Genomic DNA, 12,695 nt, shown 5'->3' with positions numbered 1-12,695 from the left:
TGCCGGGCCATCAGCCGTTCAGCAGAAGCTCCACCAGCCGCTTGGTGCTGTTGACGTTGTATTTCCGAAGCAGCCGCGCACGATAGATATCGACGGTGCGCGGGCTGATGTTCAGCGCCTTTGCAATCTCCTTGCCCGTCCTGCCGTCGATCAGCAGCGCGGCCACGTCCCGTTCGCGCGGGGTCAGCGACGTCCGCAGCGACTGGCCGTCGGATTCTGCCTTTCCGAGCTCGGAGAACACCCAGAGCGTGTGTTCATGGGCGTCGTCGGGCGTATAGGTGAACCCGCTGACCCTGACCCAGAACAGGTCGCCGTCGAGACGTCGCATCACGCGGTCGTCGGTGTAGCTGCGCTCGGCCGCCAGGCGCGTGCCGACCCGCTTCCCGGTCTCCTCGTAATCGGACTGCGTCGGATAGAGCCGCTCGAACGATTGGCCGACCAAACCGTCCATCGATCCGCGAAACATCCTGGCGAAGGCGTGGTTGCAGGCCAGGAGGGCACGACTGCGGCCGATGACCAGCCCGACCGGGGCATTCTCGAAAGCCAGCCGGAAATCCACATCCATCGCCGGTCGTCCCCGATCGCTCTCAGCCGACGAGCCGGCCGGACACTTAAGTGTCCGATACCTATAGGATTAAGTGAATAGGTAGCCTAGCCTCTCCAGGAAATAGGACAGGACCGATGAAACTCACCGATTTCAAAGCCCTCACCTTCGACTGCTACGGCACGCTGATCGACTGGGAAACCGGCATGTTCGAGGGGCTGAAGCCGCTCACCAGCCGGCTCGCCACGCCGCCGACGCGCGATCAGGTTCTGGAAGCGCATGCGCGCCATGAATCGTCGCAGCAATTGCAGACACCGGCGAAAATCTATCGGGACCTGCTGCCGATCGTCTACAAGCGCCTCGCCGAGGAATGGGGCCTGTCCGTTTCCTGGGAGGAGTGCGAGGCCTACGGGCACTCGGTCAAGAACTGGCCGGCCTTCCCCGATTCCGCCGAAGCGCTCCAGTATCTCAAGCGCCATTACAAGCTGGTGATCCTGTCGAATGTCGACAACGAGAGCTTCGCCGCCAGCAATGCGAAGCTCAAGGTTGCCTTCGACGCGATCTATACGGCCGAGGATATCGGCTCCTACAAGCCGTCGGAGCGCAATTTCGACTACATGCTCCGCAACCTGGAGACGCTGGGCATCCGAAAGGGCGAGGTCCTGCACACCGCCGAGAGCATGTTCCATGACCATGGTCCGGCGAACCGGCACGGCCTGGCCTCCTGCTGGATTTATCGCCGCCACGACAAGGACGGCTTCGGCGCGACCATGCACCCGGGCGACATGCCGCGATACGATTTCCGCTTCAACAGCATGGCCGACCTCGCCAAGGCGCACCGGGAAGCACTCGGCGGCTGATCGCAGCACATCCCCCACAAGACCGGCCGGCACGAAAGCGTCTCAGCCCCCCTGCCCGGCCGCATCGTCCTGCGCTCGAAACCGGGGACCGCCGAACATCGCGTCCCCGGCTCCGCCCTCGACGATCTGCGGCAGCAGCGCCTTCCAGGCCTCGATCATGTCGGTGAAATAGCCGGGGTCCTGGCGCAGCACGGTCTGCACGCCCATGCCGCGCACCAGGCAGACCGTCAGGTTGAGGATGATGCGCGCCTCGCGGGCCGTGCGCTTCTCCGGGTTGCAGAACTCCACCCAGGTTGCATCGAGCGCCTCGTGGAACCGCTTCACGACCGGGATCATCCGCTCGCGCAGCTCGGCATCGTTGCGCGCCTCGGTGATCATCTCCAGCGACAGGTAGAAGAAGCGCCCGGAAAACAGCTCCCAGAGGAAACCGACGAAGCCTTCGAGGGAAAGCTCGCCCTTCTGGACGCGCCAGGCGACGGCGCGGATGTCGGCGGTACCGTCGTCGAGCAATCGCTCCATCGCCGCCAGGATGATGTCCGCGCGGGCCGGGAAATGATAGAGCAGCGCCCCGCGCGACACCTGCGCACGCTCGGCGATCTCCTGCGTCGTCGCCGCGTGGTAGCCGACATCGTGGATGACATCGAGCGTCGCTCCGATCAGGCGCTCATAGGTCGCGAGGCTCCGCGCCTGCTGCTGGCGCTCGGAGCGCGATGCCGTCTTCACCTCTGCACCCATCTGTCCACTCCACACCCTGTTGGCTCACGGCGGCCAGGGTTTCGATGAAATAAAAACAATCTTGCCTGATTTTTTCAAGAGCATACCGTGCCCGGATCACGACGCGAATGCGCGCACGGAGGGAGAAAACCATGGCGGATGACGACTACAAGAACAGGAGCTACGGCGAGATTCCGGTTGGCTTCGGCATGAAGCCGGGCATCGTCGTCGTCGACTTCCAGACCGGCTTCACTGACGCCCGGTATCCGCTCGGGGGAGCACCGCTCGTCATGCGCGCGGTGGAGAACACCGCCAGGCTGCTGGAGGTCGCGCGCCGCTACAATGTGCCGGTCGCCAATTGCAACACCGCCTATATGAGCGAGCGCGAGATGCCCTACTGGAAGATCACCGCGGTGCGGGACACCTTCCGCCACGACCATCCCAGCTCCGCCTTCGACCCGCGCATCTACGATCCTGATTACGACCTGACGATCTGCAAGAAGGCACCCTCGATCTTCTTCAACACCGGCGTCAGCGATTATTTCAACAAGGAGCGCGTCGACACGGTGATCGTCACCGGCTGCAACACCTCGGGCTGCATCCGCGCCACCTCGATCGACAGTTTCAGCTACCGCTACCGCACCATCGTGCCCGAGGATTGCGTCGGCGACATCGAGGAGCAGCCTCATCGCGACAACCTGCGCGATCTCGGCCGACGCTATGTCGACGTCTCCGATCTCAAGACCGTGCTGGCCTATCTGGAAGACTGGCACCGGCAGAACGCCGCCTGACCCGTTTTTGGGCCGCCCTGTCCTCGCCCGGATCGGTGACGCAGAGCCATCTGCGCCACCTAAAGCGGCCCGAGATCGCGCACTATCAGGTTGTAGAGCGCCTGGGCGGCCGGGGTCAGCGTCTCCCCACGCCGCCGGATCAGCGAGACCGGCCGATCGACAACCGGCTCCACCAGCGGAATCTGCGCGAGATCGGGGCGCAGATTCTCGACGAGCGACTCAACCAGGATCGCAATGCCCAGCCCTTCCGAGGCCAGCCCGATCGCGCTGGAGAAATACTCGACCACGAACTTGGTCTTCACCTCGATGCCGGAGCGCGAGAGCTGCGCCTCCATCAGCAGCCGGTTGCCGCTGCTGCCGCCGAGCGTGATCAGGTCCTGGCCGGCGAGGTCGGCCCAGGCGATGGTCTCGCGCCCCGCCAGCGGATGGTCGTTGCGGCAATAGACGACGAAGGGATCGCGGACCAGAATCTCGTTGTGCAGGTCCTGCTGGTTCGGCGGCTGGACATGCAGGCCGAACTCGGCCTGGCGCCGCCGCACCGCCTCGATCACCAGCGTGCTGGTCCGGTCGAGTATCTCGACGCGGTTGTTCGGATGGCGCGTGGCATAGCTCCGCAGGATGCGCGGCAGGCGCCCATACATCAGCGAGGGGACCGAGGCGATCGTGATGTCGCCAGTCGAGAAGCGCGACATCGTCTTCAGCCGCTCGAACGAACGGTCGACGGCGTCGACCATGCGCTGGGCTTCCGGCAGGAACTCGCGGCCGATGCTGGTCAGCGCGACGGTGCGCGTCGTTCGGTCGATCAGCTTCAACCCGACATGGGCTTCGAGCCGCTGGATGCGCCGCGTCAGGCCGGTCTGCGTGACATGCAGCTTCTCGGCCGCCTTGTTGAAGCTTCCGAGCTCCGCGATCTGGATGAAGGCCTCGATGCCGTCGATCGGATGTTTCATGACAAAAGATCATTGATATATGTCATTATTTCAGCATACGAGCCTCGCCGCCTTGGTCAATAGTGTTCCCCGAAAGGCGCCCAACCGCTGCGAAGCGGGATGCGAGGCAGCCGTGAGGAAACGCAGAGATGACCGATACCAGTGCCCGCACTCGCGGCAGGCGCGTGCTCGTCACGCATGACCGTTTGGCCGAGAACGCCATCGAGCTTCTCAACGCGCATGACGTCGACGTCTTCTTCTCGCCGGCCTACGCGCCGAGCGAGCAGGTGGCGCAGCGTGCAGCCGAGTTGCAGGTCGATGCCCTAATCGTCCGCCAGGGCCGCGTCGACGAGGCGATCATCGCCGCCTCCCCCCGTCTGAAGGTCATCGCCAAGCACGGCGTCGGCGTCGACAATATCGACCTGCAGGCGGCCGCCGCGCGCGACATCCCCGTCATCCGCGCCATGGGCTCGAACTCGCGCGCCGTCGCCGAACACACCATCGCGCTGGCCCTGACGCTGCTGAAGGACATCCCGCGCCTCGACGCAGCCGTGAAGGCCGGCACCTGGCCGAAGCCGAGCTTCATCGGGCGCGACATCATCGGCACCGTCATCGGCCTCGTCGGCTTCGGCTCGATCGGCCAGCATGTCGCGCGGATGGCGCAGGGGCTCGGCATGACCGTTCTTCTGCACGACCCCCATGCCCGCGCGGCGATCACGCAGTTCGGTGGGGATTGCGAACGCGATCTCGACAGCCTCATTGCGGAAGCCGACATCGTCAGCCTGCATTGCCCACTCACCAACGCCACGCGCGATCTGCTGGATGCGCGCCGCTTCGGCCTGATGAAGCCGAATTCCCTCGTCGTGAACACGGCGCGCGGCGCCCTGATCAACGAGGCGGCACTGGCCGCCGCGCTGCTGGAAGGCCGGATCGCCGGCGCCGCCCTCGACAGTTTCGCGGTCGAGCCGCCGGCTCCCGACAGCCCGCTCTGGGCCCTGCCCAACCTCATCGCCACCCCGCATATCGCCGGCGTGACCGCGGGATCGGCCAAGACCATGGCCGAGATCGCCGCCCGGCACGTCATCGCCGTGCTCGATGGAGAAGAGCCGGATGCGGCCAGCCTCGCGAGGTTGACCGAACTCGCAGCCTGAAGATCCGGACCAGATACCGGACGACAAACAAGCAAACGGGAGGAAACACCATGAAGGTTGTCTACAAGGCGCTCGCAGCGCTGGCCCTGACGGCGCTCGCGACGACGGCCTCGGCCCAGCAATATCCGGAGAAGCCGATCCGGCTCGTCATTCCGTTCCCGCCAGGCGGCGGCACCGACGTCGTCGCGCGCGTCATCGCCCAGAAGCTCGGCGAAAGCACGGGCTGGACGCTGGTCGCGGACAACAAGCCGGGCAGCGGCGGCAGCGTTGGCCTGAGCCTCGCCGGGAAGTCGGCACCGGATGGCTACACCATCGTCCTCGCGCAGAACGCCAACCTCGTCATCAACCCGATCCTCGGCAAGGCCAATTACGACCCGATCAAGGACTTTGCGCCGATCGGCCTCGTCGCCTCCGCGCCGCAGGTCCTCGTCGTCGCCAAGGATTCGCCGATCAAGACGGTCGAGGACCTGATCGCCGCGGCGAAGGCCAAGGACGGCAAGCTGACCTTCGCCTCCCCCGGCGTCGGGACCAGCTCGCATCTGGCCGGCGAGCTCATCCAGCAGATCGCGGGCGTGAAATTCCGTCACGTCCCCTACAAGGGCGCGGCCCAGGCGCTGCCGGACCTGCTCGGCGGGCGCGTCGAAATCTACATCTCCTCGGTCCCCTCGGCGATGGTGCAGATCAAGGAAGGCGTGCTGCGCCCGATCGCGGTCTTCGCGACCAAGCGCGATGCCGACCTGCCGGATGTCCCGACTTTCGAGGAGAAGGGCCTTAAGAACTCGGAAGCCGTGACCTGGTGGGGCCTTGCCGCGCCGGCAGGCGTCCCGGCGCCGATCGTCGCGCGCATCAATACCGAGCTCGACAAGGTGCTGCAGCAGCCCGACACCAAGGCCAAGCTGCGCTCGGCCGGCGCCGAGGCGCTCGGCGGCAGCAGCGAGGAGTTCGGCGCGCTGATCAAGTCCGACATGCCGAAATGGACAGCGGTCATAAAGGCGGCCGACGTGAAAGTCGCCGACTGAGCCGATGACGCTGGCCGGGAGACCGCGCTTGAAGGCGGCGGCCTCCCGGCACGACCCATGCCCATCCTGAAAGCCTGTGTCCCGGCGGCGCCCAAGTTGCGCCGCCCGGCATCACGTCGGATATCGGCCATGAAAACCAGCATCTTCAAGAATCAGGACGCGCTTGCCGGCCTGCTGTTCATGGGGCTCGGCGCGCTCGGCTTCGCGATCGCGCTCGGCTACAAATTCGGCACCACGATCGACATGGGGCCGGGCTATTTCCCGCGCATCCTCAGCCTCGTCCTGATCGGCTTCGGCATCGTCACCTTCATCAAGGGGCTGCGCACCTGCATGCCGGTCGAAGGTGGTTGGGCCTGGCTGCCGCTCCTCCTGCTGAGCGCCTCGCTCCTGCTTTTCGGGTTCCTGCTCGAACGTGTCGGCCTCGTGCCGGCGCTCGCCGCCCTGTTCTTCGTCTCGGCCCGTGCCGGCCATGAGTTCAAGGCGCTGGAAGTGCTCGTCCTTACGGCCGTGATGGCCGTCTTCGCCGCCGCCGTCTTCGTCTGGGGGCTGAAGCTGCCCTACAGTCTGTTCGCCTGGAATTTCTGAGCCATGGAGATCATCGATCACTTCGTGCTCGGCTTCGGCGTCGCCCTGTCGCTGCAAAACCTGGCCTATTGCTTCCTCGGCGTGCTGCTCGGCACCCTGATCGGCGTGCTGCCGGGCGTCGGCCCGCTGGTGACGATCTCGATGCTGCTGCCGATCACCTTCGGCCTGCCGCCGGTCTCGGCCGTCATCATGCTCTCCGGCATCTATTACGGCGCGCAATATGGCGGCTCGACCACGGCGATCCTGGTCAACCTGCCGGGCGAGACCTCGTCGGCCGTCACCTGCCTCGACGGCTACCAGATGGCGCGCCGTGGCCGGGCCGGCGCCGCGCTCGCGATCGCCGCCCTCTCCTCCTTCGTCGCCGGCTGCATCGGCACGCTCTTGATCGTCGCGCTCGGCGTGCCGCTGGCGAGCTGGGCGCTGCGCTTCGGCGCGGAGGACTATTTCGCCCTGATGGTGCTCGGCCTGATCGCGGCCTCGGTGCTGAGCCATGGCGACATGGTCAAGGCGCTCGCCATGGTCGTGGTCGGCCTGTTGATCGGCCTCGTCGGCACCGACGTGAACTCCGGCATCGAGCGCTACACTTTCGGCCTGCCCGAGCTTGCCGACGGCATCGGCTTCACCGTGCTCGCCGTCGGCATGTTCGCGATCTCCGAGGTCGTCCTCAACCTGGAGCAGAAGGAGGCGCGCGAAGTCTTCACGAAAAACGTCGGCGGTCTGATGCCGAGCTGGAGCGACCTGAAGGCCTCGTTCCTGCCGACCTTGCGCGGCACCGCCATCGGCGCCTTCTTCGGCATCCTGCCCGGGACCGGCCCGTCGATCTCCTCCTTCTCCTCCTACATGCTGGAGAAGAAGCTGGCGAAGGACCCGTCCCGCTTCGGCCAAGGTGCGATCGAGGGCGTCGCCGCGCCGGAAGCCGCCAACAACGCGGCAGCGCAGACCGCCTTCATCCCGACCCTGACGCTGGGCATCCCCGGCAGCGCCACCATGGCGCTGATCCTCGGCGCGCTCATCATGAACGGCGTCCAGCCCGGCCCCTCCGTGATGACGCGCAATCCCGAGCTGTTCTGGGGCGTCATCGCCAGCATGTTCATCGGCAATGCCCTGCTCGTCGCACTGAACCTGCCGCTCGTCGGCCTCTGGGTGCGGCTGCTCAGCATTCCCTATCGCTGGCTGTTCCCATCGATCGTGATGTTCTGCGCGCTCGGCAATTACAGCCTGAACAACAGCGCGATCGACGTCTATCTCTGCGCCGCGATCGGCGTGCTCGGCTATGTCTTGGCCAAGCTGAAATGCCCGCCTGCGCCGCTGGTGCTGGGCTATGTGCTCGGCCCGATGATGGAAGAGAACATCCGCCGGGCTCTGCTCCTGTCGGAAGGCGATCTCTCGATCTTCGTGAAGAGCCCGATCAGCCTGACCTTCCTCACCCTCTCGCTGCTGCTGCTCGTCAGCATGGCCCTGCCCGCCATCCGCCGCGGCAAGGCCCGCGTCGACCAGGAGGAGGCCGGCGCGACCTGAGCGCACCGGCACGACCCGCCCCTCGCAAAACCCTCATCTCCCTGCCGCTGCACCGTCCGGTTCGCCGCGCCAGCCAGCCATGACAACCAAGGACGTCCCATGATCGGATTTCGCATCCTCAAGCGCCGCCGCCAGGTCGAGGCCGAGCTCGTCCAGCGCTTCCGCACGGTCCCGGTCGCCAATGTCAGCGATTCCATGTCGCGCATGACGGCGGGCGGGGCCTCGCTGCGGCCGCTGCATCGCGGCGGCGTGATGGCGGGTCCCGCGCTCACGGTGAAGACGCGGCCGGGCGACAACCTGATGATCCACAAGGCGCTCGATCTCGCCGCGCCCGGCGACGTCGTCGTCGTCGACGGCGGCGGCGACCTCACCAATGCGCTGATCGGCGAATTGATGATCGCCCATGCCCGCACGCGCGGCATCGCCGGCATCGTGCTCTATGGCGCCGTGCGCGATTGCGCCTGGATTCGTGAGAACGATCTGCCGATCTATGCCGCCGGCATCAGCCATCGCGGCCCCTACAAGGACGGTCCCGGCGAGATCAACGTCCCGATCGCGATCGAGGGCATGGTGATCGAGCCCGGCGACCTCGTCATCGGCGACGATGACGGCATTCTCTGCGTGCCCTTCGATCAGGCCGAGGCGATCTATGCCGCCGCGCACAAGAAGCACGCGATGGAGGAGAAGAAGATGCAGGCGATCCTGGAAGGCCGGGACGATCGCAGCTGGATCGACGCCACGCTGACGCGGCTCGGCTGCGCCATCGAGGCCTGACGACACCCATGCCGCCCAAGCGGCGCGCTGCTGAATCCACAGGGTACGGCACGCCCGCAACCAGCGGGCTTTACTCGATGGCGGTGCCACCAGGCCGCTCTCCGCCTTCGGCTCGGCTTGCGAGCCGATCCGAAGGATGGGAACGCGAATCAGTCCAGCGCCGCCGAGCGCCAGGAACACTCGAAATTAACGCCAAAGATTCAATTAACATATTGAATATTATACAAAATCGGCGCGCTTGCCGCGCTCGAATCCTCAGCTATGCTGGAGCAAGGCAAAACTTTGGGAGGGGTTATGCTGTTCTGGTCGATGATCATCTGGCTGGCTTGCGCCGCCATCTTTCTCGAGCTGGTCGAGCGCGCTCCGGCCATCGACAACTAGAGCTTCCTTGAGACTTGGGGATAGGCGGCACACCCGTCACGCGCACCGGTGCGACGGGCCGGCAGCGGTCGTCCCCGCCCCGGCCCGCTAGCATTCAGGACGCCCCGGCTGCCGCGAAGGCCTGCCCGACGATGCGGCGCGCATCCTCCTGGATCGCGGCGAGATGCGCCTCGTCCCGGAAGCTCTCCGCATAGATCTTGTAGACCTCCTCGGTGCCCGACGGACGCGCCGCGAACCAGCCGTCTGCCGCGGTCACCTTGACGCCGCCGATCGCGGCGCCATTGCCCGGGGCGTTGCTCAGGATCGCCGTGATCGGCTGGCCCGCGAGTTCTTTCGTCGCGATCTGCTCGGCCGACAGGCTCTTGAGAACGGCCTTCTGGCTCGCGCTCGCCGGCGCATCGACGCGCGCATAGTGGGGCTCGCCCAGCTCCGCGGTCAGCTTGCTGTAGAGTACGCCGGGGTCGCTGCCGGTCTTCGCCGTGATCTCGGCGGCGAGCAGGCCGAGGATGATGCCGTCCTTGTCGGTGGTCCAGGCCGAGCCGTCCATGCGCAGGAAGGAGGCGCCGGCGCTCTCCTCGCCGGCAAAGCCGAAGCTGCCCGAGATCAGCCCGTCGACGAACCATTTGAAGCCGACGGGAACCTCGACGAGGCGCCTCCCGAGCTTGGCCGCGACGCGGTCGATGATCGCGCTCGACACCGCCGTCTTGCCGATCGCCGCATCCGCCCGCCAGCCCGGCCGGTTGGCGAAGAGATAGGCGCTCGCCGCCGCGAGGTAATGGTTCGGATTCATCAGCCCGCTGCTGCGCGTCACGATGCCGTGCCGGTCGGCATCGGTATCGTTGGCGAAGGCGATGTCGAAGCGGTCGCGCATGCCGATCAGGCTCGCCATCGCATAGGGCGAGGAGCAATCCATCCTGATCTTGCCGTCCCAGTCGGCCGTCATGAAGCCGAAGGTCGGATCGACCTCCTTGCTGACGATCCTCGCGTTCAGCCCGTAGCGGTCGATGATCGGCTGGTAGTAGTCGAGCCCCGCCCCGCCGAGCGGATCGATGCCGATCACGACACCGACCTGCCGGATCGCCTCCATGTCCACGACGCTGGCGAGGTCGGAGACATAGCCGGTGATGTAGTCGTGCCGGTGGACATGCTCGCTCTTCAGCGCCTTGTCGTAGGGCATGCGCAGGATGCCGGCGAGCTTCTCGACGAGGAAGGCGTTGGCGCGCTTCTCGATCCAGCCGGTTGCGTCGGTATCGGCCGGTCCGCCATGCGGGGGATTGTATTTCAGGCCGCCATCGGCCGGCGGGTTGTGCGAGGGCGAGATCACGACGCCGTCGGCGAGCCCGGCGGTCCGGCCCCGGTTATGCGTGATGATGGCATGCGAGATCACCGGAGTCGGCGTGAAGCCGAGCTTCTCGTCGATGATCGTCGCGACGCCATTCGCGGCGAAGACCTCCAGCACCGTCTCGAAGGCATTGCGTGAAAGCGCATGGCTATCGATGCCGAGGAAGAGCGGCCCGTCGATCCCCTGCTCGCGGCGATAGAGGCAGATCGCCTGGGCGATGGCGAGGATATGCGCCTCGTTGAAAGAGCGCAGCAGCGCCGAACCGCGATGGCCGGAGGTGCCGAAGGCGACTTGCTGCGAACGCTGTGAGGGATCGGGCTGCTCGTAATAGGCTTTCGTGAGGGCCGCTACGTCGACGAGTTGGCCGGGCTCGAGCCGCTTGCCGGCCAGGGGACTCACGAAATCGCTCATGTAGGCTCTCGTTCTAGGCACGTCAGGATGCGACATCTCTTATAGACGCCCGCATGAACAGAGTTGCAACGGAATGCGACAGGTTCGCGGCACGCCGCAGCCGGGGATTCCCGACGTCGCATCGTCACTACCCTTGCGGAACCGCTTTTTTCTCGCGCATGTCGCAAAGGCGGGCTAGTACGCGCCCCTGCGCTATCGTCTCGCGCGACAGGAGTTACCGATGAAGATCGTGATGGTAGGCTCTGGCTATGTCGGGCTTGTCTCGGGCGCCTGCTTTGCGGATTTCGGGCACGAGGTGGTCTGCGTCGACAAGGTCGAGAGCAAGGTCGCTGCGCTGCAGCGCGGCGAGATCCCGATCTTCGAGCCCGGCCTGTCGGAGCTGGTGCGCAGCAACGCGGCGGCGGGGCGTCTGTCCTTCACTACCGATCTGGCCGGGCCGGTTGCGGAGGCCGATGCGGTCTTCATCGCGGTCGGCACGCCCTCGCGCCGCGGCGACGGCTTCGCCGACCTGTCCTATGTCTATGCCGCGACCCGCGAGATCGCCGGGGCGATCCGCGGCTATACCGTAATCGTGACCAAGTCGACGGTTCCGGTCGGCACCGGCGACGAGGTCGAGCGCATCATCCGCGAGCTCAGGCCCGATGCCGAGTTCGCCGTGGTCTCCAACCCCGAGTTCCTGCGCGAGGGCGCGGCGATCGAGGATTTCAAGCGGCCGGACCGCATCGTCGTCGGCACCGATGACGAGCGGGCGCGGACCGTGATGGCCGATATCTACCGGCCGCTCTATCTCAACAACGCGCCGATCCTCAACACCGGCCGGCGCACGGCGGAATTGACCAAATACGCGGCCAACGCCTTCCTGGCGACGAAGATCACCTTCATCAACGAGATCGCCGATCTCTGCGAGCAGGTCGGCGCCAATGTCCAGGACGTCGCGCGCGGCATGGGGCTCGACAACCGCATCGGCGGCAAGTTCCTGCATGCTGGGCCGGGCTATGGCGGCTCCTGCTTCCCGAAGGACACGCTCGCGCTGATCAAGACGGCGCAGGATTACGGCACGCCTTCGCGCATCGTCGAGACGGTCGCGGCGGTGAACGACCAGCGCAAGCGGGCGATGGGGCGCAAGGTGATCGCGGCCTGCGGCGGCTCGGTCCGGGGCAAGACGATCGCCGTGCTCGGCCTGACCTTCAAGCCGAACACCGACGACATGCGCGACGCGCCCTCGATCTCGGTGATCACGGCGCTCATGGATGGCGGCGCCACGATCCGCGCCTATGACCCGGAGGGGATGGAGCAGGCGAAGGCCGTGCTGCCGGCCGGCGTGACCTATTGCGGCGACGCCTATGAATGCGTCGCGGGCGCCGACGCCGCGGTGATCGTGACCGAGTGGAACATCTTCCGGGCGCTCGATCTCGACCGGGTCAAGGCGACCATGGCCGCGCCCGTCCTCGTCGACCTCCGCAACGTCTACCGCGCCGAGCAGGTCAGGGCCAAGGGCTTCTCCTATGCCGATGTCGGAAGGGGCCTCTCCCCACTGGAGGGCAAGGAAGCCGAGACGGCAGCCTGAGCTAAGGCGCGCGATCAGCCCCGACGAAAGCGCGTTTTTATACCGCCCCCTTGTCATTCCGGGGCTTCGCGATAGCGAAGAACCCGGAACCCACGACCGGGTGAGCGGC

Annotated in this window: 12 protein-coding genes; 8 read left to right on the top strand and 4 right to left on the bottom strand. The window is 66.0% G+C overall.

All coding sequences use genetic code 11. The features are described 5' to 3' along the window. Nucleotides 1-10: 10 nt before the first annotated feature. Nucleotides 11-565: a helix-turn-helix transcriptional regulator gene (locus ACODTJ_RS03445; protein WP_454655831.1), complete on the bottom strand. Its 555-nt coding sequence runs from the start codon at nt 563-565 to the stop codon at nt 11-13. A 116-nt stretch (nt 566-681) separates the two neighbouring features. Here ACODTJ_RS03445 and ACODTJ_RS03440 point away from each other — a divergent pair, with 116 nt between their 5' ends. Beyond that, nucleotides 682-1,404: a haloacid dehalogenase type II gene (locus tag ACODTJ_RS03440; RefSeq protein WP_454655830.1), complete on the top strand. Its 723-nt coding sequence runs from the start codon at nt 682-684 to the stop codon at nt 1,402-1,404. Between the two features lie 42 nt (nt 1,405-1,446). Here the strand turns inward: ACODTJ_RS03440 and ACODTJ_RS03435 are convergent, their stop codons facing one another. Next, the gene (locus tag ACODTJ_RS03435; RefSeq protein WP_454655829.1) at nt 1,447-2,139 is read right to left on the bottom strand and encodes a TetR/AcrR family transcriptional regulator; all 693 of its coding nucleotides are present in this window, start codon (nt 2,137-2,139) and stop codon (nt 1,447-1,449) included. A 131-nt stretch (nt 2,140-2,270) separates the two neighbouring features. On the opposite strand from ACODTJ_RS03435, the gene ACODTJ_RS03430 reads away from it, so the two are divergent. Further along, nucleotides 2,271-2,909, top strand: a complete 639-nt coding sequence (locus ACODTJ_RS03430) for an isochorismatase family protein (RefSeq protein WP_454655828.1) — start codon at nt 2,271-2,273, stop codon at nt 2,907-2,909. A gap of 59 nt (nt 2,910-2,968) precedes the next feature. Here the strand turns inward: ACODTJ_RS03430 and ACODTJ_RS03425 are convergent, their stop codons facing one another. Beyond that, complete coding sequence (locus ACODTJ_RS03425) at nt 2,969-3,859, bottom strand: LysR family transcriptional regulator (protein ID WP_488847540.1); 891 nt, start codon at nt 3,857-3,859, stop codon at nt 2,969-2,971. 128 nt (nt 3,860-3,987) lie between these two features. Here ACODTJ_RS03425 and ACODTJ_RS03420 point away from each other — a divergent pair, with 128 nt between their 5' ends. The 5 genes from ACODTJ_RS03420 to ACODTJ_RS03400 all read left to right on the top strand — a co-directional run bounded on the left by ACODTJ_RS03420 (nt 3,988) and on the right by ACODTJ_RS03400 (nt 8,885). Then, nucleotides 3,988-4,989, top strand: a complete 1,002-nt coding sequence (locus ACODTJ_RS03420; RefSeq protein ID WP_454655826.1) for a hydroxyacid dehydrogenase — start codon at nt 3,988-3,990, stop codon at nt 4,987-4,989. A 50-nt stretch (nt 4,990-5,039) separates the two neighbouring features. Beyond that, entirely contained in the window at nt 5,040-6,008 is a 969-nt protein-coding gene (locus ACODTJ_RS03415) for a Bug family tripartite tricarboxylate transporter substrate binding protein (RefSeq protein ID WP_298920131.1), read from the top strand. 129 nt (nt 6,009-6,137) lie between these two features. After that, nucleotides 6,138-6,593: a tripartite tricarboxylate transporter TctB family protein gene (locus ACODTJ_RS03410; protein ID WP_298920133.1), complete on the top strand. Its 456-nt coding sequence runs from the start codon at nt 6,138-6,140 to the stop codon at nt 6,591-6,593. Nucleotides 6,594-6,596: 3 nt separating this feature from the next. Next, a complete protein-coding gene (locus ACODTJ_RS03405) occupies nt 6,597-8,111 on the top strand; it encodes a tripartite tricarboxylate transporter permease (protein ID WP_454655825.1) in 1,515 nt (504 codons plus the stop codon). 99 nt (nt 8,112-8,210) lie between these two features. Further along, nucleotides 8,211-8,885 (top strand): RraA family protein, encoded by a 675-nt coding sequence (locus tag ACODTJ_RS03400; protein WP_454655824.1) that lies wholly within the window; start codon nt 8,211-8,213, stop codon nt 8,883-8,885. Nucleotides 8,886-9,360: 475 nt separating this feature from the next. Here the strand turns inward: ACODTJ_RS03400 and pgm are convergent, their stop codons facing one another. Next, on the bottom strand, nt 9,361-11,019 hold the full coding sequence (gene pgm, locus ACODTJ_RS03395) for a phosphoglucomutase (alpha-D-glucose-1,6-bisphosphate-dependent) (protein ID WP_454655823.1): 1,659 nt from the start codon (nt 11,017-11,019) through the stop codon (nt 9,361-9,363). A 220-nt stretch (nt 11,020-11,239) separates the two neighbouring features. On the opposite strand from pgm, the gene ACODTJ_RS03390 reads away from it, so the two are divergent. Beyond that, the gene (locus ACODTJ_RS03390; protein WP_454655822.1) at nt 11,240-12,586 is read left to right on the top strand and encodes a UDP-glucose dehydrogenase family protein; all 1,347 of its coding nucleotides are present in this window, start codon (nt 11,240-11,242) and stop codon (nt 12,584-12,586) included. Nucleotides 12,587-12,695: the final 109 nt, after the last annotated feature.

This window comes from Allobosea sp. FG18 (genome assembly GCF_057809495.1).
This window is presented reverse-complemented; position numbering and strand designations above follow the sequence as displayed.